The sequence below is a fragment of the Actinacidiphila sp. bgisy145 genome, from assembly GCF_057708125.1.
Genome location: NZ_JBYIRL010000014.1, coordinates 119,619 through 140,070, shown reverse-complemented (window position 1 = coordinate 140,070; position 20,452 = coordinate 119,619). Strand labels below are relative to the sequence as shown.

Below are 20,452 nucleotides of genomic sequence, written 5' to 3'. Positions count from 1 at the left end.
CGGCCTCAGGGGCGCGGGGCGAGCCCGAGGTGATTGCGGAGCGTCGTGCCGGCGTAGTCGGTGCGGAAGACCCCGCGCTCCTGGAGCAGCGGCACCACCGTGTCGGCGAAGGCGTCCAGGCCGCCGGGGGTGACGTGGGGCACCAGGATGAACCCGTCGCTCGCGTCGGCCTGGACGTACGCGTCGATCGCCGCGGCCACCGTCTGCGGCGAGCCGATGAAGGTCTGGCGCGCGCTGGTCCTGATCACCAGGTCCCGGATCGACAGGTCTTCGGCCGCGGCCAGTTCGCGGTACTCGCGGGCGACGGCCAGCGGGTCGCGGACCATCCGGACGCTGGCCCGGCCGCGGGCGAGGGTGTGCTCGCCCGGGTCGGGGTCGACGTCCGGCAGCGGGCCGTCCGGGTCGTAGGCCGACAGGTCGCGGTTCCAGACCTGTTCGAGCAGCTTGATCGCGGTTTGGCCGCTGACCTGGGCCCGGCGCACCTCTTGGGCGGCGTCCTGCGCCTGCGCGTCGGTGTCGCCGAGCACGAAGGTCGCCGCGGGCAGGATCAGCAACTCCTCAGGGTTGCGGCCGTACTTCGCGAGCCGGCCCTTCACGTCGCGGTAGAACGCCTGGCCGGCCTCGAGTTCGGCGTGCCGGCTGAAGATCGCGTCGGCCGAGCGGGCCGCGAACTCCCGCCCCTCGTCGGAGTCCCCGGCCTGGAAGACGACCGGGCGGCCCTGCGGGCTGCGCGGCACGTTGAAGCGGCCCTCGATGGCGAAGTGCTCGTCCTTGTGCCGGAAGGAGCCCGCGGCGGGGTCGGTCAGGAAGCGGCCGGACGAGCGGTCGGCGGCGATCTCGCCACCGTGCCAGGAGTCGAACAACTCCTGTGCGGTGCGCAGGAACTGCTCGGCGCGCGTGTAGCGGTCGGCCTGTTCGAGGAAGCCGCCGCGCCGGAAGTTCTCACCGGTGAAGGCGTCCCAGGAGGTGACCACGTTCCAGGCCGCGCGCCCGGCCGACAGGTGGTCCAGCGACGCGAACTGCCGGGCCACCTCGTAGGGTTCGTTGAAGGTGGAGTTGATGGTGCCGGCCAGCCCGATCCGCTCGGTGACGGCGGCCAGCGCGGCGAGCACCGTGAAGGTGTCGGGGCGGCCGACCACGTCCAGGTCGTAGATCCGGCCGCCCTGTTCGCGCAGCCGCAGGCCCTCGGCGAGGAAGAGGAAGTCGAACTTCGCCCGCTCGGCGGTGCGGGCGAAGCGGGCGAAGGAGTCGAACGCGATGTGGCTGCCGGCCTCGGGGTCGCTCCACACGGTGGTGTTGTTGACGCCCGGGAAGTGGGCGGCGAGATGGATCTGCTTCGGCTGCGTGCTCATGGGCGCGCGCTCCTCCGGCTCGGGCGGGTCATGGGGTGGCGGTCGGGCCGGGCACGGTGACCTGGCGGAAGACGGTGGTGCGGCGCAGGGTGAAGCCGAGCGCCTCGTACAGGGCGATGGCGGGGGTGTTCGAGGCGGCGGCGTGCAGGAACGGGGTGTCGCCGCGGGCGCCGATCCCGGCCGCGGTGTGGCGGACCAGCCGCCCGGCCAGGCCCTGCCCGCGGTGGGCCGGGTCGGTGCACACCGCGCTGATCTCGGTCCAGCCCGGCGGGCGCAGCCGCTCCCCGGCCATCGCCACGAGCGCGCCCGCGCGGCGGATGCCGTAGTACGCGCCCATCTCGACGGTGCGGGGCAGGAAGGGGCCCGGCTGGGTGCGCGCGACCAGGTCGAGCATCTCGGGCACGTCGGCCGGCCCGAGCCGTACCGCCTCCGGGTCCGGCACCCCGCGCAGCGTGGTCGCCACCAGTTGCACGCCCGGGATCGGGTCGCTGCCGCTCCACCCGGCGGGCAGGTCGGCGAGCCCGGCGGCGGTGAAGGAGTTGCCCGGTCCGACCAGTGCGGCCAGGTCGGCCCACGCGCGCGGGTCGGCCGCGTCGGCGAGCGCGACGAAGGGCGACACGTCGGTGCGGTAGCGGCCCGCACGGCCGGCGAGCTCCGCCAGGTGGCGGTGCGGGCCGCTCAGCGAGGCCCAGGCGGGGTTGTCCAGGACGTGCGCGCCGGGCGCCGGGTGCTGCGGGCGGGGTGCGTGCGGCGGCGGGGGCGTGGTGTGCGGGCTGGTCGACATGGGGGCGGTGCCTCTCCGTTCCTGGTGCGGTGCGGTGCGGCCGGCGCCGGCGGGCGCCGGCCGGAGCGTGCTCTCGCGGGACAACGCCGGCCCGGGCCGCGGAAAGTCCCGGGCCCCGCGGTCAGGAGTTGCTCAGCGGCAGCCCGGGCGGGTTGACGAGCGAGCGGTCCACCGCCTCGTCGCTGAGGTTCCACGCGGCCAGCCACTTCGCGTACTGGCCATTGGTGACCAGGTAGTTGATGGCGTCGGCCAGCGGTTTCGCCAGGCCGTCGTCCTTCTTGGTGGTGGCGCAGATCAGCCCTTGCAGGCTCGCCCCGGCACCGGAGTAGGTGCCCGCGCTGCGGGTGGCCTGCGGGCTGCCCGCGGTCTTGGCGACGTGGTAGGCGACGCTGGGGTTCGGCGCGAAGTAGGCGTCGATCCGGTGGGAGTTGAGCGCCAGGTAGGTGCTGTTCGCCTCCTGGTAGTACTTGATGGTGAGCTTCTTGCCGGCTGCCTTGAGCCGGGCCTGCCACTCCAGCAGGATCTTCTCCTGGTTGGTGCCGGAGCCGACCGCGACCGTCTTGCCCGCCAGCTGGCGGTAGTCGCCGGTGAACGTCCAGGAGTCGTCCTTGCGGACCTCGAAGCCGAGGTTGTCCTGCCGGTAGCTGGCGAAGTCGTACTTCTGCTTGCGCTGCTCGGTGTCGGTGATGTTGGAGAAGCCGACATCGGTCTTGCCGCTGTCGATGCCGATGAAGAGGTTGTCCCAGGTGGCGTTGGTGAGCACCGGCTTGAGCCCGAAGACCGCCGCGACCAGCCGGCCGAGGTCGGGCTCGGAGCCGGTGAGGGTCTTCTGGTCGGTGCCGGTGTAGCCGATCGGCGGGGAGCCGGCCGGCAGGAAGCCCAGGCCCACTACCAACTGGCCGCGCTTGCGCACGGCCGCGGGCAGTTCGGCGCGGATCGCGGCCACCTCGGGCACCTTCAGGGTGGTCTGGTGGGCGGCGCCGTTGGACAGCGCGCCGACCGTCACCGTGCCCTTGGCGTCCGCCGCGGCCGCGGCGGACGAACCGCTGCTGCCGCAGCCGGTCAGGCCCAGCAGGAGGGTGGCCGCGGCGGCGGCGCTCAGGGCGAGGCGGGAAGCGGTACGGGGCATGGCGGCCTTCCTTGGCAGGGGCAACAGGCATACGGGCGTACGGAGTTACGGGGCATACGGGCGTACCGGTGTCGGTGTCGGGACCCGGACTGACGGGCCTGCGTACGGCCTACGGGTGCGGCGGGCCCGGCGAATACGGCCGGTACGGCCCGGGCGGCGGCTCACAGGACACGGCTGAGGAACTCCCGGGTCCTGGGGTGGCGCGGCGCCGACAGCACCTGCGCGGGCGGCCCGTGCTCCACCACCCGGCCCCCGTCCAGGAAGACGGCGCTGTCGGCGACCTCCCGGGCGAAGCCGATCTCGTGGGTGACCACGATCAGCGTGGTGCCGCCCGTGGCCAGGCCCTTGATCACCGCCAGCACCTCGCCGACCAGCTCGGGGTCGAGCGCGGAGGTCGGCTCGTCGAAGAGGATCACGCCGGGCTCCAGGGCCAGCGCCCGCGCGATCGCCACCCGCTGCTGCTGCCCGCCGGACAGCTGCCGCGGATACGCCTCGGCCCGGTCGCTAAGTCCGACCCGCTCCAGCAGCTCCCGGGCGGCCGCGCGGGCCTTGGTCCGGGTGCTGCGGCCGGTCGCCACGGGCGCGGCGGCCACGTTCTCCAGCACGGTCAGGTGCGGGAAGAGGTTGAAGTTCTGGAAGACGAAGCCGATCCGGGCGCGCTGCGCCAGGATCGCCCGCTCGCCCAGCTCCTTGAACCGGCCGCGGTGGCGCCGCACCCCGATCGGCTCGCCGCCGACCTCGACGTGTCCGGCGTCCAGCTTCTCCAGGTGGTTGATCGCCCGCAGCAGCGTGGACTTGCCCGAGCCGGACGGCCCGAGGATCACTGTGACCTCGCCGGCCGGCACCGTCAGGTCCACCCCGGCGAGCACCTGCTGCGCGCCGAACCGCTTGTACGCGCCCCGCACGGTCACCGCGACCGGCCGGGCCGCGTCGGCAGGGGTCCGTTCGGCCCGTTCGGCCTGTTCGGCCTGTTCGGCCGCGGTCCCGCCCGTCTGCTCCGCCGCGCTCATCGGGCCGCTCCCGCCGCGAACCGGGCCCGCGCCCGTACGTCCAGGAGCGCGGCGCGCACCCGTTGCAGCGGCGTCGGCGGCAGGGTCCGCAGCGCGCCGCGGGAGAAGTACCGCTCGACGTAGAACTGCGCCACCGACACCACGCTCGTCAGCACCACGTACCAGACCGTCGCGACCAGCAGCAGCGGCACGATGTCGCTCGGGTAGGTGCTGCCCAGCGTCTCGACCCGGCCGAAGACGTCGAGCAGCGAGACGTAGAAGACCAGCGAGGTGCTCTTGACCAGCCCGATGAGCTGGTTGACGTAGGCCGGCACGATCGCCCGCAGCGCCTGCGGGAAGATGATCCGGGTGAACTGGTAGCGGCGCGGCAGCCCGAGTGCGGCCGCCGCCTCGTGCTGGCCCTGGTCCACCGAGAGCAGCCCGCCGCGCACCACCTCGGCGGCGTACGCGGCCTCGTTGAGGCTGACGCCGACCACCGCGACCACCATGCTGGTCGCCGCCCTGGACTCGTCGAAGTCCACGAAGTGCGGCCCGAACGGCACCCCGAGGCTCAAAGTGGCGTACAGCGCCTGGAAGTTGGCCAGGAAGAGCAGCACCACGATCAGCGGCACCGAGCGGAAGAGCCACACGTACACCCAACTGGCGATCCGCAGCACCGGGCTGCGCGACATCCGGGCGAGCGCCAGCACGATCCCGGCGAGCAGCCCGAACACCGCGCTCCAGGCGGTGACTTGGAGCGTGATGCCGAGGCCGTCGAGGATCACCGGCCGCAGGAACCAGTAGCGGAACCTGCTCCACTGGAAGAAGGGGTTGGTGACCAGGCCGTGGCCGATCTGCGCGACGACCACCAGCACGGCCGCGGTCAGCACCCACCGCAGGGGGTGGCGCAGCGGCACCACCCGCTCTGCGTCGGCGTGTTCGCGGCCACCGGGCGTGTCGTCGGAGGGCGCGTCGTCAGGGAGCGGGCCGTCGGAGGATGGGGCCTCGGCGGGCTGGGCGGCGGCGCGGGGCAGGTCGGTCATCTGGCGACTCCGGCGCGGGGAGGGGCGGCCGCGGCGCACCGAGCGTCGTCCACCCGGGAGGGCGGCACACGCGGCGGCGGACGGCGGCGGGGGAGGTGGGGAACGTGCGGGCGGCTGGTGCTGGTACCTCAACGGGCCTGCGGCCCGGGCGGGTTCAGCGCCGACAGAGTGCGCTGCTGACGCGCAGCAGGTCGATGTGCCGGGCCAGGACCGGGCGGTGCGGATAGCGGCAGCGACACCGCTCCGAGCCGTTCGCCGCGTCCATCCCGCCCACCTCGCCCGCCCGTCGTCGCGGGCCTCGCGTCACTCCACCACGGCCGGGCGGCATCGCCTCGACCCGGCCGTCACCGTAGGCAGCGCCCCGACACGTGTCAACGACGCCCCCGCCGTTACACCCCCGTCTGTACGGTTTTCCCCCGCCGGGTTTCACGCCCCGTTCAAAAACCCGCCCGGCGGGCCGGTCAGAGCCGCAGGCCCTCGGCAAGCATGCGGAAGGGCGCCTCGTACAGGGACGGCAGGTCCGGCGCGCCGTCGCGTTCGACCCAGTAGCGCACCACGGCGGTGGACACGGCCATGATCGCGGCGGCCGCGGCGTGGACGTGGAGGTCGTCGGGGCCGCGGCCGGTGCGCGCCATGATCACCTCGGCCAGCCGGTCCTGGCTGCGCTGCAACTCGTCCCACGAACGGGCCCTGATCGCCGGGTCGTTGAAGCCGAGCCGGGTGCGCAGCAGCAGCTCGTCCAGGTCGGACTTGATGACCGGGCCGAAGGAGCCGGTGAGCGCGGCCAGCAGGGAGTCCATGATCGGCTCGCCGGCCGGGCGGGCCAGCAGCGCGTCGGCGAGCACCGAGTCGTAGTCGTCGACGAGGACCACGTCCTCCTTGGTCGGGTAGTACCGGAAGAAGGTGCTCGGGGAGACCTCGGCCGCCTCGGCGATCTGGTCGACGGTGGTGGCTTCGTACCCCTGCTCGGCGAAGAGCCGGTACGCCTCCCGCCGGATCGCCTCGCGGGTGCGCTGTTTCTTGCGCTCCCGCAGGCTCGGCGCCGCCACGGCCGGGGTCTCCTCTGCGCTGCTCATGCCGTCGATTGTCCGGGTCAGGCGCCGCCCGCGGCCACCCCGTCCGCCGTGTCGGCCGCGGCGGGCGCCGGGAGGACGGGCCGGGCGGGGGAGCCGGCGAGGTCGGCGGCGGGCGCGGCCGGCGCCTTCCGGGGGAGCAGCAGCAGCCCGAGTACGGCCGCGAGTGCCGCGCAGGCGCCGCAGGTCAGCAGCACCAGGTCCATGCCGTGCGTGAACGCGGCGTGCGCGGAGCCGAGCAGGCGGCCGTCGTGCAGCCGGGCGGCGACCGCGTCCGCGCCGGTGACCGAGTCGCGGGCGGCACGCGCGGCGGCGGGGTCCAGCCGGTCGGTGTCGAGCCGGCCGAGGTAGCCGGAACTGAGCACGCTGCCCAGGGCGGCCACCCCGAGGACGCCGCCGACCTGCTGGACGGTCTCCAGGAGGCTGGTGCCCTGCCCCGAGCGCTCGGCGGGCAGCGATCCCATGACCAGCCCGGTCGCGGGCACCATCGCGGTGCCGAAGCCGACGCCGATCAGGGCCAGCCACAGTGCGGCGGTGCCGTAGCCGTCACCCGCCGTGGTGGTCGCGCCGAGCAGGGTGCCGGTGGCGAGCAGCAGCAGCCCGGCGGGGATCACCAGGCGCGGCCCGAAGCGGTTCGCGACCGGCTCGCTCGCGGCGGCGGCGACCATCAGCCCGGCGATCAGCGGAAGGATGCGGAGACCGGTGCCGAACGCGTCGTGTCCGAGCACCGACTGGAGGTACTGCGGCACGACGAACAGGATGCCCATCACCGCGAAGTTGACGAACACCGCGAGCAGGGTTCCCCAGCGGAAAGCGCGGTCGGCGAACAGGCCCAGGTCGACCAGCGGGTGCGCGGTCCGCCGCTGCCGTACGAGGAAGCCGGCCAGCACCGCGGCGCCGCCGACGATCCCGGCGAGCACCCGCGGGCTGCCCCAGCCGTCGTCCGGCACCAGGATCGTGCCGTAGACCAGGGCGGTGATGCCGACGGTGCTCAGTACGGTGCCAGCGGCGTCGAACGGGGCAGCACCGGCCGCGGGCGCCCGGTCGCGGTCGCCGGGGAGCAGCCACACCGCGGCCACCAGCGCGACCGCGGCGACCGGCACGTTGAAGACGAACACCGCACCCCACCAGTAGTGGTTGAGCAGCCAGCCGCCGACCAGCGGGCCGGCCGGCATGCCCAGCGCGGTGGCGGCGGTCCAGATGGCGATCGCCTTCGGCAGCTCCTGGCGGGAGAAGATCCGCGGCAGGATCGCCATCGACAGCGGCATGATCATCGCGGCGCCCGCGCCGAGTACGGTGCGCACCGCGATCAGTTCGCCCGGCGTCGCGGCCCTCGTCCCGGCGAGCGAGGCAAGGCCGAAGAGCGTGATCCCGCCGACGAGCAGGCGCTTGTGGCCGTAGCGGTCGCCGAGCAGCCCGACCGGCAGCATCACCACGGACAGAGCCAGCAGGTAGCCGCCGCCTATCCACTGCAACTGGGCTCTGTCGGCGCCGAGTTCACCGGCGAGCGTGGGCAGGGCGACGTTGATGACGGTGCCGTCGAGCCCGATGACCAGCACGCTCAGCGTCAGGGCGGCCAGGGCCAGCCAGCGGCGTGGCGAGTCGGCGAGAGGGGGTGTGGTGACGGTCTCGTGAGTCGACATGGGGCAGCCTCCTGGGAGTCGTCTATAAAAAGACAGTACACTCCCAAAAAGTTGTCGTCTCTCATTTTGACGAGGGCCTTCGGGTCGAACGGACCGTCAACTCGCCTTGCGCCCGGAGGACGCGGTCTTCTTCGCGGCGGTCTTCTTGCCGGCGCCGGACTTGGCGGCGCTCTTCTTGGCCGCGGTCTTCTTCGCGCCCGCGCGCTTGGACGACGCCGCCTTCTTCGCGCCGCGGGCAGGCCCGCGGGGAGGCCCCCCGGCCTGCTCGCCGGACGGCTTGGCCTGCTCCACGGAGGCGCGCAGCGCCGCCATCAGGTCCACGACCTTGCCGCCGCCGCCCTCCTCGGACACGGTCGGCGGCTCCGCGCCCTCCAACTTGGCGGTCACCATGGCCTCCACGGCCTGCGCGTACTCGTCGTGGTAGGCGGTCAGGTCGGCCTCGCCGAGCGCTTCGATCAGGGTGTCGGCGAGCTTCAGCTCGGAGTCGCTGATCTTGACGCTGCCCTTGGGCGCCGCCTCCGCGGGGTTGTTCAGCTCGTCCGGCCAGCGCAGCGTCTGGAGCAGCAGCACGTCGTCGCGCGGGGTGACGAGCGCCAGGTGCTCGGAGTTGCGCATCGCGAACTTGCCCACCGCCGCCTTCCCGGAACGCTCCAGCGCCTCGCGCATCAGGACGTAGGGCTTGTTCGCCCCGGCCGAGGCGGGCGCCAGGAAGTACGGCGTGTCGAGCTGCATCGAGTCCACCGACGCCAGGTCCACGAAGCCGCTGACCTCGATGGTCTTCGCGGTCGGCAGCGGCAGCGCCTGGAGGTCGGAGTCGGTGACCTGGACGAGCTGGTCGTCGGGCGTCTCGTAGGCGCGCCCGATGTCCGAGGCGGTCAGCACCTCCTCGTCCAGCTCGCAGGTCTTCTGGTAGCGGACCCGGCCCTGGTCGGCCAGGTGGATCTGCCGGAAGCTGACCTTGTGGCTGGAGACGGCGGAGCCGAGCTTCACCGGTATCGAGACCAGACCGAAGGCGAGGTTGCCCGACCAGACGCTGCGCATGGCGTGTCCTTTATGTCAGGTTGTGGGATGTTTATGGTATGCCGATCACCGAGGTCGAGGGCCACCGGATCAGGCTCACCCACCTCGACCGCGTGCTGTGGCCGGCGACCGGCACCACCAAGGCGGAGCTGCTTGCGTACTACGCCGCCGTCGCCGACCTCCTGCTGCCGCACACCAGCGGGCGGCTGGCCAGTTTCGTGCGCACCCCCGACGGCGTCGACGGCCAGCGCTTCTTCCAGAAACGCCCGCCCGCGGGTACGCCCGAGTGGGTGACGACCACCGCGCGCGTCCGCAGCAGCGGCGAGCTGATGGACCAGGTCGAGGTGAACGACCTCGCCACCCTCGTCTGGTCCGGCAACCTCTCCTGCGTGGAGATCCACACCCCGCAGTGGCGCGCCGCCGACCCGGACACCGCCGACCGGCTGGTGCTCGACCTCGACCCGGGCCCGGGCTGCACCGTCGCCGACTGCTGCCGGGTCGCTCTGGACCTGCGCGAGCGGCTGGCCGCCGACGGCATCGCCGCCTGGGCCAAGACCAGCGGCGCCAAGGGGCTGCACCTGCTGGCCGCGCTGCGCGGCGCCACGCCCGACCGGGCGCGGGCCTACGCCAGGACGGTCGCCCGCGAGCTGGAGGCGGCGGACCCGCGCCGGGTGGTGTCGCGGATGGCGAAGGCGGACCGCGCCGGGCGGGTCTTCATCGACTGGTCCCAGAACTCGGCGAGCAAGACCACCGCCGTGCCGTACACGGTCCGCGCCCGCGACCGGCCGACCGTCTCCGCGCCGCTGACCTGGGACGAAGTGGCCGAAGCGGTCGCCGACGCCTCCGCGCCCGACCGCCTCGCCCTCACGATCGGCGACATGCCCGACCGGCTGGCGGAGGTCGGCGACGCGCTCGCCGCGCTGCTCGACGAGGGCGAGGGGGGCGGCGCGGGCGAGCTGCCGGGGTGAGGGCCGGGGGCCGGCCCGCCTACTGCTGGGCGCCCGCCAGGTGCTCCGCCAGCTCCTTCTCGTCCTCGTCGTTGAGCGACGTCTTCAGCACGGTCCCGCCGTAGGAGCCCATCGCGTCCGCGAACTTGTCCTCGGTGATCTTCGACGCCATCACCACCACCGCCGACGTGCCCGGCTTGAGCATCTCCTGCACCTGGCCGCGGAACTGGTCGTCGATCCCGGACTTGCCCAGCTTGCCGAGCAGCCCGCCCATGGCCGCCCCCGCCAGCAGGCCGAGGCCGGGCACCAGGAAGAGCAGGCCGAAGACCATGCCCCACACGGCGCCCGAGGCCGCCGACACCCCGACGATCTTGCTGGGGGTGTCGACATGGGTCCGGCCCTCCGCGTCCACCGAGACCACGGCGAGCCCGTTGAGGTTCACCACGTAGTCCTGCTGGAGCTGCTGGACCTGCTCGTAGGCGCGCTCGGCGGTGGCGTGGTCGTCGTAACCGATCACGATGAGTTCGGACATCGGAGCCTCCTCGGGGCGTGGCGTGCACGACGTGAGGAACCCTATGTCCGAATTGTCGGTACGTCCTGGTGGGGCGGGTCAGCCGCGCGGCTCCCCCTGCCAGCGCCACTTCTCCAGCCGCGCCCGGCCGGGCAGTTCGATGCGGCCGGTCGACCACAGCAGCGCCGCCCACGGCTCGGCGTCCGCGGGGGCGTCAGGGAACAGCCGGTGCAGCGTCCGCGCGCACAGGTCGGCCGGCGGCTGCCACGGCAGCCCGAACGCGGCCGCCACGTCATGGGTGTGGACCAGCGCCTCCACGACACCCATCGCCCCGAACCCCTCGGGGTCCGCGGCGCCGAACACGTGGTGCGCGCGCACCTCCGGCGCGGTCACCCGCACCATCGCCACCAGCAGCGCGCCGCACGCCTCCAGCGCCTGGAGCAGCCCGGCCGGGCCCTCCGTGCGCGCCACGAAGACGGTGCTGGTCGGCCCGTCCGGCCGCTCCTGCCGCCAGGAGACCGGCACATGTGTCGTCAACGGCGGTGTCACCGGGCCGAGTTGGAGGGCGTACGCGAACAGGTCGTCGGCCAGGTGCTCCACGGTCTCCCAGCAGGACCAGGTCAGCTCGCCCGCCGGCCGCTCCCAGCCGTCGGCCGGCACCTTGCCCAGGGTGTGCACCGACAGGCGTACGGCCAGCGCCACGTCGTCGGCGGTGACCGGCCCCGGCGCGGGCGGGGACCAGATGCCGAACCACTGCTCGGCGCCGTACTCCTCGAACCGCCCCGCCGCGGTGAACCCCAGCTTCGTCGCGACGCGCACCGCACGGGAGTTGGCGGTCTGGGTGGTGAGGACCACCTGCTCGCCCGGATGCGCGGCGGCGCACCAGCCGAGCGCGGCCCGGCACGCCTCGGGTGCGTAACCGTGCCCCCACGCCCGCGGCAGGAACATGTAGCCGAGTTCGGGCTCGCCGCCCTCCGGCCGTACGTGGCCGGGCCGTTCGGCGTCGCGCGGGTCGAGCGTGACCAGGCCGATCATCGCGCCGTCCAGCTCCACCACGAAGACCCCCGGCCGCTGCCCGGGCACCTCGGGCATCGCCCGCTCCAGCTCCGCGCGCGGTTGGGCCCCGCCGACGTAGGTGCCCACCTCCTCGGAGGAGAACAACTCCACGAACGCCGGACGGTCCCGGGCCTCGGCCGCGCGCAGCACGAGGCGGTCGGTACGGAGCGGGGCGGGCGGCCAGGCGGCAGGGTGCACAGACGTCATGGCGCGCCAACCTACCCGACGCCCCCGGGGGGAAGGGCGCGTTCCGCGGGCGACGGACTATGGCGCCGCACCTCGCCGCGCCGCACCCACCCCCGCCGTACGCGACGGCATGACGCGGGTCACCCCCCGCACAGCCGCTCCAGGCCCGCGCGGCTGTCGGCGTCCGCCGGGCGGAAGAGCAGCAGCCGCTGGTCGGGGTCCTGGAGCGGCACGAGGACCTCGAAGTCCAGCGCGATCCGCCCCGCGTCCGGGTGCCGGACCACCTTGCTGCCGCGGCCGGTCACCTTCACGTCCCGCTCGGCCCACAGCCGCGCGAACTCCGGGTCGGCGGCGAGCAGTTCGTCGACCAGGCCGGTCAGCGCCCGGTCCTGCGGGTGCGCCGCCCACGCGGTGCGCAGGTGGGCGACGCCCTCCCGCAGTACCCGGTCCCGGTCCACGTACAGCTCGCGGACCCGCGGATGGCGCAGGCACAGCCACATCGCGTTGCGCCGGGCCGGGGGCAGGGTGGCGAAGTCCAGCAGCAGCCGGGTCGCCTCGCGGTTCCAGGCGAGGATGTCGAAGCGGTGGTTCAGCAGCAGCGCCGGGAGCGGTGACAGGTCGGTGACCAGGCCCGCCAGCGGGGCCGGCGCGGCGGTGGCGGGCGGACCGGGGTCGCGCGGGCGCTGCCGGGTCAGGTCGAAGAGGTAGGCGCGCTCGGCCGCCGGCAGCCGCAGCGCCCGGGCCAGCGCCTCCACCACCTCCGACGACGGCCGCAGCCCCCGGCCCTGCTCCAGCCGTACGACGTAGTCGACGCTGACCCCGGCCAGCTCGGCGACCTCCTCCCGGCGCAGCCCCGGGGTGCGCCGGGCCTGGCGGCGCGCGGCCAGGCCGAAGTCGCGCGGGTCCAGCCGCTCGCGCCGGGCGCGCAGGAAGGCGGCCAGCTCCTGCGCGGTGTCCACGGTGTGGGTCGTCATGCCGGTGCAACACCGAGGGTGGGACGGACCTTCCCAGGAAGCGGCTTCCCTTACTCCCGGTGAGCGGCCGTCGCAGCCTTGGAGGGTCCCGGTCTTCCGGGCCACCTGACACCTTACGGAGGACACCATGCCGCTCACCCTCGACACCTACCGGCTGCTGGGCCGCTCGGGGCTTCGGGTCTCACCGCTGGCACTGGGCACGGCCACCTTCGGCACCGAGTGGGGCTGGGGCGCCGGGCCGGACCAGTCCCGCGCGCTGTTCGACCACTACGTGGACCACGGCGGCAACTTCCTCGACACCGCCGGCACCTACACCGAAGGCAGCTCCGAGCGGCTGCTCGGCGAGTTCGCCCGCGGCCGCCGCGACAGCCTGGTGCTGGCGACGAAGTACTCCACGCTGCGCCGCCCGGGCGACCCGAACTCCGGCGGCAGCCACCGCAAGAACCTGTTCGCGTCGGTGGAGGAGAGCCTGCGCCGGCTCGGCACGGACTACCTCGACCTGCTCTACCTGCACGTCTGGGACTCCACGACCTCCGCGGACGAGGTGCTGCGCGGCCTCACCGACCTGGTCCAGCAGGGCAAGGTCCTCTATGTCGGGATCAGCAACGCCCCCGCGTGGCAGGTCTCGTGGATGCAGGCGGTCGCCGACCTGCGCGGGTGGGCGCCGCTGGTCGCGCTCCAGATCGAGTACAACCTGATCGAGCGGACCGGTGAGCGCGACCTGATCCCGATGGCACGGGAGATGGGGCTCGGCGTGGTGCCGTACTCGCCGCTGGCGGGCGGGGTGCTCACGGGCAAGTACGGGCGGGAGGACCTGGAGGAGGGGGCGGCTGCCCCCTCCCCGGCTGCCGACGGCGAGGACAGCAACCGCAAGGAGTTCAACCGGGCCCTGGGCACCGTCACCGAGCGGAACCTGTCCGTCGCCGACGCCGTGCGGGAGGTCGCCGCCGAGCTGGGCCGTACGCCCGCGCAGGTCGGACTGGCCTGGACGTTGCAGAACCCGGGCGTGACGGCGTCGACCGTCGGGGCCCGCACCCCCGCGCAGCTGGCGGACAACCTCGGCGCCCTCGACGTGGACTTCACCGCCGGCCAGCTGGCCCGGCTGGAGGCCGCGAGCGCCGTCGAACCCGGCTACCCGCACACGATGTTGGCCGGCGAGCACATCCGCCGGGTGACCTCGGGCGACCTGAGGATCGAGCCCCGCCGCTGACGCACGGGGGTGCGACGCCCGGCCCAGCGTCCGCCCGCCGTGGCAGCGGGCGGACGGACCGGGCGCTGCTACGATGACAGCCCCCGGAAGGGGATCAGGAGTCCGCTCCTCGTGTCCCGTGGATACCGGCCGGGGCCAAGTCAACAGGACGGACGGGCGTGGACATCGGTACTCAGGACGCAGTCGATCCGAAGCCGGTGTCCGGCACCGCCCCCGCCAAGAAGCTGCTTCTGCGCGCACTCGCGGGCGAGCGGACCGAACGGCCGCCGGTCTGGCTGATGCGGCAGGCCGGGCGCTACCTGCCGGAGTACCACAAGGTCCGTGACGCGGCGGGCGGCATGGTGGGGCTCTGCACCACGCCGGAGCACGCCGTCGAGGTCACCCTGCAACCTCTGCGCCGCTTCCCGCTCGACGCCGCCATCGTGTTCGCGGACCTTCCGCAGGTCGCCGCCGCGCTGGGCCAGACCCTGGACTACCGGGCCGGCGAGGGGCCGGTCCTGACGCCGCCGGTCCGCTCGTCGGCGGACATCGCCGAGTTCCTCAGTGCCTCCCGCCTGCACGAGGAACTGGCCCCGGTCTACGAGACGGTGCGCCGGCTGACCCGCGCCCTGCCCGCCGACGTGGCCCTGATCGGCTACGCCGGCGCGCCGTGGACCATCGCGACCTACATGGTCGAAGGGCGCGGCGGCGCCGCGTCGGAGCACTCCGTCGTCAAGCAGTGGGCGCTGGGCGACCCCGACGGGTTCCAGCCGCTGATCGACCTGCTGACGACGGCCGTCATCCAGTTCCTCAGCCGCCAGATCGAGGCGGGCGCGGAGGCGGTCCAGTTGTTCGACACCTGGGCCGGGGTGCTCCCGGACGCCCTCTTCGACCGCTGGTGCGTCAAGCCGGTCGCCGCCGTCGTCAGCGCGCTGAAGGCCCGGTACCCGGAGGTGCCCGTCATCGCCTTCCCCCGGGGCGCCGGCCTGTCCTACGACGGCTTCGCCGAGGCGACCGGCGCGGACTGTATCGGCCTGGACTCCACGGTCCCGCTGGCATGGGCGGCGGACAAGCTCCAACGCGGGCTGGGCCGCTGTGTGCAGGGCAACCTAGATCCCCAGCTCCTGATCGCCGGCGGCCCCGCGCTGGCCGCCGGGACCGAGCGCATCCTGCGCGGCCTGAGCGGGGGGCCGTTCGTGTTCAACCTGGGACACGGCATCGCGAAGACCACGCCCATCGCGCACGTCAGCGCCGTGGTCGAGCAGGTGCGCGCCTGGAGCACGCCCGCCGTCTGACGCGCCGGCTCGCCCGCCCGGCGGGCTACTCCGCCACCTCGGCCCCGGTGAGCGGGGCCGGGGCGGCCGCGAGGAGGTCGGACTCCTCGTCGGTGAGCAGGCGGGAGCGCAGCAGGAACCGTACGCCCTCGGGCGCCTCCACGGAGAAGCCGCTGCCGCGCCCCTTGACCACGTCGACGGTGAGGTGGGTGTGGCGCCAGTACGCGAACTGGCTCGCGCTCATCCAGAACGGCACGCCGTCCCCGACCCGCCCGAGCAGCACGTCCGCGGCGCCCACCCGGAACTCGCCGCGCGGGTAGCACATGGGGGAGCTGCCGTCGCAGCAGCCGCCGGACTGGTGGAACATCAGCGGGCCGTGGCGGGCGGTGAGGCGGGCGAGCAGCTGCTCGGCGGCGGGGGTGAGGGCGACGCGGTGGGGGAGCGGGGGCGTCATGCGCGGTCCTCCTTGCTCGCGGGTCGGCGCGGGCCGGCCCGCGGGCGTCGCACCGTACATCGAGGCTACCGCCGCGGTCGGCCCGCCGGGAGCGTCCTGACATGACGGTTCGTCAGGCCGGCAGGGGATCGACGGCCGTGCCGTCGCCGAGCGGGACCGGCTCGAACAGGGTGGGAGGCTTGGGGGGTGTGGCGAGGAGTGCGCCGAGCCTCGGTATCTGGCCGGCCACCTTCGCACTGTGCTCGGTGAACGCCTGGATCGAGGCGAACATCTGGACCACCAGCAGGGGACCGCTGTCCTCGCCGCGCGTGCGGTGTACGGAGTAGTGCAGGCACCCCGGTTCGGCGCGGATCTGCTCGGCGAGCTCCGCCAGGACCTCGAGCAGGTCGGCGCGTCGTCCATCCTTGGGCTCCATCGTGGACACGGCGAGCACCGTGCCGGGCGCCGCGGACCGGGTGCCGCGAAGCAGGTCCAGGGCCTCCTCGGCCTCGGCACGGCTGCGCATCCGGATCTCTCGCCCCGCCTCCTTCGACGCCGAGGCGGCGACCGCGACCTCACCGACCTGGTCGGCGGTCACCTGGTCCGGGTCGCCGGCGCCGGTCAGGCGCGTCGCCACCGGCCCGAGCTGTAGGGCGAAGACCCGCTGCCGGCCGTCGAGTTCGGCGGTGAGGACCTGCTGCATCATCCGCAGGGCGGCCTGTTCCATGCTGACCAGGCCGCTGCCCGGAATCGGCGTGACCGCGGACTCCCCGACGATCAGCGTGTAGGCGCCGCGGGGGCTCAGCCGGGGCAGGAAGGCCCGCGCGACGGCCATGTGCGCGGTCGCGAGACCCACGAAGGCGCTCTGCCAGTCGGCTTCGTCGATCTCCCAGAGGGACCTGCCGGCCCACCAGCCGCCGATCGGGGCCACCACGTCGTCCACGCCGCCGAGCCTGCTCACCATCTCGTCGGCGAGCTGCTCGGCGCCGGCGAACGTCGTGTAGTCGTGGACGAAGAGGTGCAGGCGGTCGGTCGCGGCGTCGCCGAGCAGGCGCCGGAACTCCTCGGCCCGCTCCTGGGTGCGGGTGGGGACGACGACGTCCGCACCGGCGGTGAGGTAGCGGCGGACGATGCCTTCCCCCACGGCGCCGGTGCCGCCTGGAACGGCCACCTTGCGGCCGGAGAGGTCGGCTGGGGTGCTGCTGTTCATGAGATCGCTCCTTGGAGCGGCGCGGGACAGCCTGCCGCTGCTCCCTGCGCCGACGTACGGATATGTTGGCCTGGCCAACGTTGGTTCAGCCAACATAGCTCGGGAGCGTTGGGAAGTCCAACGGTTAGGATGGCCGGATGACGGACACGGACACCGCACCGCGGCCCCCGGCCCGGCTCCGCGGGCTCGCCAGCTGGCAGGCGAACAAGGCGTCCACGCTCGGCGCGCGGCTGACCGCCCAACGCATGCCGCTGAGGGCCCGCTCGGACTTCGCCGTACTGGCGGCTCTGGAGGAGTACGGGCCGCTCAGCCAGGCCGATATCGGCCGCCGCCTCGGCCTCGACCGCAATGACGTCAGCGGCGTCCTCGACCGCCTCGAAAGCCAGCACCAGGCCGACCGCCACCCTGACCCCGGCAACCGGCGCCGCAACGTCGTCACCCTGACCGCCGCCGGCCGGCAGCGCCTCGAGGAACTCCAGCGGCACGCCGACGCGGTCCAGGACGAACTCCTCGCCGGGCTCGACCCCGCGGAACGCGAGCAACTCCACTTCCTGCTCGCGAAACTGCTCGACAGCCACACACCGCAACCGGCGTAGCGGCGTCCGGGAGGGGTGCGGCGCCCTCGCGCCGCGGCGTCGAACTCCCCGCGGCGTCGAACTCCCCGCGGCGGGGCCCGCGTTCAGCCGAGGAACGGCCGCAGCAGCGCGAGCAGCGCCTGCGGCCGGTGCAGCGGGATGATGTGGCCGCAGTCCTCGATCACGTGGCCGGCGAGGTCGTCGGCGATCGGCCGCAACTGCCGTTCCAGCGCCGCGCCGACGGGGTGCGCGCCGATCGCCAGCGTCGGTACGGTCAGCCGGGTCCGCGCGGTGGCCTGCCGGATCTGCCGGGCGGTGTCCGGCAGCGCCCGGTAGAAGCCGAACGCGCGGCGCAGGGCCGGCCCGCCGGTGTACGCGGCCGTGAACGCGTCCCGCACCTCGGCCCGCAGCCCCTGGCCGAGGGTGCCCGCGTCGAGGAACCAGCCGATGTAGCGCGCCTCGTGGCCGGTCAGCACCTCCTCCGCGAGGCCCGGCACGGCGTGGAAGCCGAACCACCACGGCGGGCCGCCGGCGAGGAAGTCCTCGGCGCCCGGGAGCGTACCCAGCAGCGATTCCATCACCACCAGGCGGCGCACCAGGTCGGGGCGGCGCATCGCCAGCAGGAAGGCGGGCGGGGTGCCCGCGTCGATGCCGACCACGGCGGCGGAGGTCTCGCCGAGGGCGGCGAGCAGTGCTTCGGCGTCGGTGGCGAGCGTGCCGACGTCGTATCCGCTCTCAGGGCTTTCCCCGGGTCCGCCCTCGGGGCTCCGCGCGCCCAGCCACCGCAGGTCGGGGGCGATCACCCGGTGGTCGCGGGCGAGGTCGCCGATCACGTCGGTCCACAGCCGCCAGGTGTGGGGGAAGCCGTGCAGGAGCAGTACGGCGGGGCCTTCGCCGGCGGTGGCCACGTTCAGGGTGACGCCGTTGGCTTCGACGCTGTGCAGGGCGATGTCGGTGGGCATGGTGGGGGTCCTCCCAGGGTGGTTACCAATGGTGACAACCCCACCGTAGGAAACTATGCTGGACCGGCCAAGACCGTACTTCTGCCACAGGTGGTGAGCTCGAGGTGACCGCCTCCCCCGCTTCCCCGGCGCCCCCGCGCCGCGGCGACCTGTTCGACCCGCTCTGCCCGACCCGGCGCCTGCTCGACCGGATCGGCACCAAGTGGACCTCCATGGCCGTCAAGGTGCTCGCCGAGGCCCACCCCGGCGAGGTGCGCTTCGCCGAACTCCAGCGCCGCATGCCGGGGGTCTCGCAGAAGATGCTCTCCGTCACGCTCCGCAACCTCCTCCAGGACGGCCTCGTCTCCCGCCGCGTGGAACCCACCGTCCCGCCCCGCGTCCACTACCGCCTCACCGACCTCGGCTTGTCCCTCGAGGTCCCCCTCGCGGCGCTCCGCGCATGGGCCGAGTGCCACATGGCCCAGATCGACGCGGCCGCCGCCCACGCCGAGGGCCCGCGCTGACTCTCCGTGCCCCGCCGTGGGGGTACGGCCCGGATCGGCATGGGGACGTCGGACAGGTCACTTCGGGGCACCGGCCGGCGCGGGCACCACGCCGAGCTGCGTCAGGAGCGCCGCCACGTTCCAGTAGTCCCGGTTCTCCGAGATCAGGCCGTCGCGTCGCTCGCCGATGGTCAGACCCGGAACGGTGAACGCCTGTCCGGTTCCGGGCAGGCCCATGGCCGGGTTCGCCCGGTCGTTCGTTCCGGAGAGGTCCCACTCGAACGCGTAGGAGCTGCCGGAGACGAGGTACTTCCGCACCGTGAACCGGTAGTCGCTGGAGAGGCCGGCGTCCATGCCCGACAGCAGCTGTTCCACGGCCGCCCGGCCGGTGTACGAGCCGCCGAAGGCCGTGTCGACCACGACGACGTCCTCGCTCATCATCGCGACGACATCGGCCGGGGCGTGCTTGTTGACCGCGTCGACGTAGTCCGCGAGCCACGTCGGCAACTGGTTCTTCGACATCATCACCTCAAGTTCGACCCTGCGTCAGGGCGTTCCGTCCGCTGTTCCACATCGTGGGCCCGCGCCCGGACCGCCGGCCAATGCCGATCCGCGCCCGCGTCATGCCGATCCGGCATGGGGGCAGGCCCGCGGGACGGGGTGGCTACCATGCCTGCCATGGATCTCGACATCCGGCGGCTGCGCTACTTCGTCGCCGTGGCCGAAGAGAGCAGCTTCGTGCGGGCTGCGGCGCGGCTGTACATGACGCAGCCGGCCCTGAGCCGTCAGATCCGAGCGCTGGAGGACGACCTCGACGTCGCGCTCTTCGTCCGTGACCGGCAGGGGACGGTCCTGACCCGTGCGGGACGCCAACTGCTGGAGGACGCCCGGCCGATGCTTGCCGCGTCGGTGGCGCTGGAACAGCGGGTGCGCACCGCGGCCCGTGCGGAGAACCAGTTCACCGTCGGGTTCATGCCCGGTGTCGTGGTCACGCCCATCGTGCGGGAGTTCTCCCGGATGGCGCCGGATCTGCGGGTCGACGTCGTCCACACCTCGATCACCGATCAGGTCGACTACCTGCTCGACGGGCGGGTCGACGTGTGCTTCGTCCGGCTGCCGCTGCCTCCGGGAACGTTCAAGGTGGTTCCGCTCTTTCCCGAGCCCCGCGTCGCTGCCCTGTCGCGCGAGCACCCCCTTGCGCGGCGCAAGGCGGTGAGTATCGACGACCTGCGGGACGTACCGCTGCTCCAGGCCCCCGAGGACGTTCCCGAGTGGCGGGGAAGTGCTTTCTCCAGCCCGGCCGCGCCGGGGAGAGACCTCAGCAGCCTCCCGGTGACGATCGAGGAGTGCCTGGAGGCGGTCGCGTCCGGCGCCGGTTTCCACGTCATGCCGGCCGGAATGGCCGACTTCTACCGCCGGCCGGATGTCAAGTACCTGACGCTCGACGGCGTGGCCCCGCGCATGGTCGCCCTTGCCTATATGGAGCACCGCACGATGCCCGAACTCCAGCGGTTCTCCGAGATCTCGCGGCGCATGCTCGGCCCGGCTCCCGACTGACGAGCCCTCCGCCCGGGTCCTTGTTCCGCGCCGGCAGTCCGTAGCGCGCGGTGCAGTTCGCCG

The 20,452-nt window shown here is 73.5% G+C and carries 20 protein-coding genes and 1 pseudogene; 6 read left to right on the top strand and 15 right to left on the bottom strand.

Annotated elements, in window-relative coordinates; translation table 11 throughout:
* Nucleotides 1–5: 5 nt before the first annotated feature.
* The 8 genes from AC3ERT_RS15280 to ku all read right to left on the bottom strand — a co-directional run bounded on the left by AC3ERT_RS15280 (nucleotide 6) and on the right by ku (nucleotide 9,054).
* Nucleotides 6–1,352, bottom strand: coding sequence for an NtaA/DmoA family FMN-dependent monooxygenase (locus AC3ERT_RS15280; protein WP_435174637.1), 1,347 nt, complete (start codon nucleotides 1,350–1,352; stop codon nucleotides 6–8).
* Between the two features lie 28 nt (nucleotides 1,353–1,380).
* Nucleotides 1,381–2,136 carry a GNAT family N-acetyltransferase gene (locus AC3ERT_RS15275; protein ID WP_335981970.1) on the bottom strand — a complete coding sequence of 252 codons (756 nt, stop codon included), beginning with the start codon at nucleotides 2,134–2,136 and terminating at the stop codon, nucleotides 1,381–1,383.
* Between the two features lie 121 nt (nucleotides 2,137–2,257).
* Nucleotides 2,258–3,265: a transporter substrate-binding domain-containing protein gene (locus tag AC3ERT_RS15270; RefSeq protein ID WP_435174635.1), complete on the bottom strand. Its 1,008-nt coding sequence runs from the start codon at nucleotides 3,263–3,265 to the stop codon at nucleotides 2,258–2,260.
* A gap of 161 nt (nucleotides 3,266–3,426) precedes the next feature.
* Nucleotides 3,427–4,275 (bottom strand): amino acid ABC transporter ATP-binding protein, encoded by an 849-nt coding sequence (locus AC3ERT_RS15265; RefSeq protein ID WP_435174632.1) that lies wholly within the window; start codon nucleotides 4,273–4,275, stop codon nucleotides 3,427–3,429.
* Nucleotides 4,272–5,297 carry an amino acid ABC transporter permease gene (locus AC3ERT_RS15260; RefSeq protein WP_435134741.1) on the bottom strand — a complete coding sequence of 342 codons (1,026 nt, stop codon included), beginning with the start codon at nucleotides 5,295–5,297 and terminating at the stop codon, nucleotides 4,272–4,274. Before AC3ERT_RS15260 ends, AC3ERT_RS15265 begins: the two co-directional genes overlap by 4 nt.
* Nucleotides 5,298–5,758: 461 nt before the next feature.
* A complete protein-coding gene (locus tag AC3ERT_RS15255; RefSeq protein ID WP_335981962.1) occupies nucleotides 5,759–6,373 on the bottom strand; it encodes an acyl-CoA-like ligand-binding transcription factor in 615 nt (204 codons plus the stop codon).
* Between the two features lie 17 nt (nucleotides 6,374–6,390).
* Complete coding sequence (locus AC3ERT_RS15250; protein ID WP_435174630.1) at nucleotides 6,391–8,013, bottom strand: MFS transporter; 1,623 nt, start codon at nucleotides 8,011–8,013, stop codon at nucleotides 6,391–6,393.
* 96 nt (nucleotides 8,014–8,109) lie between these two features.
* The gene (gene ku / locus AC3ERT_RS15245; protein WP_435174627.1) at nucleotides 8,110–9,054 is read right to left on the bottom strand and encodes a non-homologous end joining protein Ku; all 945 of its coding nucleotides are present in this window, start codon (nucleotides 9,052–9,054) and stop codon (nucleotides 8,110–8,112) included.
* A 38-nt stretch (nucleotides 9,055–9,092) separates the two neighbouring features.
* Here ku and ligD point away from each other — a divergent pair, with 38 nt between their 5' ends.
* Nucleotides 9,093–10,001, top strand: coding sequence for a non-homologous end-joining DNA ligase (ligD, locus tag AC3ERT_RS15240; protein WP_435134747.1), 909 nt, complete (start codon nucleotides 9,093–9,095; stop codon nucleotides 9,999–10,001).
* A 19-nt stretch (nucleotides 10,002–10,020) separates the two neighbouring features.
* On the opposite strand, the gene AC3ERT_RS15235 is transcribed toward ligD, so the two are convergent.
* The 3 genes and pseudogenes from AC3ERT_RS15235 to AC3ERT_RS15225 form a co-directional block, all read right to left on the bottom strand.
* Nucleotides 10,021–10,512 carry a DUF1269 domain-containing protein gene (locus tag AC3ERT_RS15235; protein WP_335981955.1) on the bottom strand — a complete coding sequence of 164 codons (492 nt, stop codon included), beginning with the start codon at nucleotides 10,510–10,512 and terminating at the stop codon, nucleotides 10,021–10,023.
* Nucleotides 10,513–11,214: 702 nt separating this feature from the next.
* A pseudogene (locus AC3ERT_RS15230) lies at nucleotides 11,215–11,754 on the bottom strand (GNAT family N-acetyltransferase); the annotation flags it as partial.
* A gap of 119 nt (nucleotides 11,755–11,873) precedes the next feature.
* Nucleotides 11,874–12,707: a helix-turn-helix domain-containing protein gene (locus tag AC3ERT_RS15225; RefSeq protein WP_335981954.1), complete on the bottom strand. Its 834-nt coding sequence runs from the start codon at nucleotides 12,705–12,707 to the stop codon at nucleotides 11,874–11,876.
* Nucleotides 12,708–12,834: 127 nt separating this feature from the next.
* Between AC3ERT_RS15225 and AC3ERT_RS15220 the strand changes: the two genes are divergently transcribed.
* Nucleotides 12,835–13,917 carry an aldo/keto reductase gene (locus tag AC3ERT_RS15220; protein WP_435174623.1) on the top strand — a complete coding sequence of 361 codons (1,083 nt, stop codon included), beginning with the start codon at nucleotides 12,835–12,837 and terminating at the stop codon, nucleotides 13,915–13,917.
* Nucleotides 13,918–14,075: 158 nt separating this feature from the next.
* Complete coding sequence (hemE, locus tag AC3ERT_RS15215; RefSeq protein ID WP_435174620.1) at nucleotides 14,076–15,191, top strand: uroporphyrinogen decarboxylase; 1,116 nt, start codon at nucleotides 14,076–14,078, stop codon at nucleotides 15,189–15,191.
* Nucleotides 15,192–15,216: 25 nt separating this feature from the next.
* On the opposite strand, the gene AC3ERT_RS15210 is transcribed toward hemE, so the two are convergent.
* Together AC3ERT_RS15210 and AC3ERT_RS15205 are read right to left on the bottom strand one after the other, a co-directional pair.
* The gene (locus AC3ERT_RS15210) at nucleotides 15,217–15,624 is read right to left on the bottom strand and encodes a DUF779 domain-containing protein (protein WP_335981947.1); all 408 of its coding nucleotides are present in this window, start codon (nucleotides 15,622–15,624) and stop codon (nucleotides 15,217–15,219) included.
* 112 nt (nucleotides 15,625–15,736) lie between these two features.
* Nucleotides 15,737–16,813 (bottom strand): SDR family oxidoreductase, encoded by a 1,077-nt coding sequence (locus tag AC3ERT_RS15205; protein WP_435174618.1) that lies wholly within the window; start codon nucleotides 16,811–16,813, stop codon nucleotides 15,737–15,739.
* A 137-nt stretch (nucleotides 16,814–16,950) separates the two neighbouring features.
* Between AC3ERT_RS15205 and AC3ERT_RS15200 the strand changes: the two genes are divergently transcribed.
* Entirely contained in the window at nucleotides 16,951–17,409 is a 459-nt protein-coding gene (locus tag AC3ERT_RS15200; protein ID WP_435134763.1) for a MarR family winged helix-turn-helix transcriptional regulator, read from the top strand.
* An 83-nt stretch (nucleotides 17,410–17,492) separates the two neighbouring features.
* Here AC3ERT_RS15200 and AC3ERT_RS15195 read toward each other — a convergent pair whose 3' ends face one another.
* Complete coding sequence (locus AC3ERT_RS15195) at nucleotides 17,493–18,350, bottom strand: alpha/beta fold hydrolase (protein ID WP_435174616.1); 858 nt, start codon at nucleotides 18,348–18,350, stop codon at nucleotides 17,493–17,495.
* Nucleotides 18,351–18,454: 104 nt separating this feature from the next.
* On the opposite strand from AC3ERT_RS15195, the gene AC3ERT_RS15190 reads away from it, so the two are divergent.
* Nucleotides 18,455–18,853, top strand: a complete 399-nt coding sequence (locus AC3ERT_RS15190; RefSeq protein ID WP_435174614.1) for a winged helix-turn-helix transcriptional regulator — start codon at nucleotides 18,455–18,457, stop codon at nucleotides 18,851–18,853.
* Between the two features lie 57 nt (nucleotides 18,854–18,910).
* Here AC3ERT_RS15190 and AC3ERT_RS15185 read toward each other — a convergent pair whose 3' ends face one another.
* Nucleotides 18,911–19,357: an ester cyclase gene (locus tag AC3ERT_RS15185; protein ID WP_435174612.1), complete on the bottom strand. Its 447-nt coding sequence runs from the start codon at nucleotides 19,355–19,357 to the stop codon at nucleotides 18,911–18,913.
* A 153-nt stretch (nucleotides 19,358–19,510) separates the two neighbouring features.
* Here AC3ERT_RS15185 and AC3ERT_RS15180 point away from each other — a divergent pair, with 153 nt between their 5' ends.
* Complete coding sequence (locus AC3ERT_RS15180; RefSeq protein ID WP_435174610.1) at nucleotides 19,511–20,389, top strand: LysR family transcriptional regulator; 879 nt, start codon at nucleotides 19,511–19,513, stop codon at nucleotides 20,387–20,389.
* The last annotated feature ends 63 nt before the right edge of the window (nucleotides 20,390–20,452 follow it).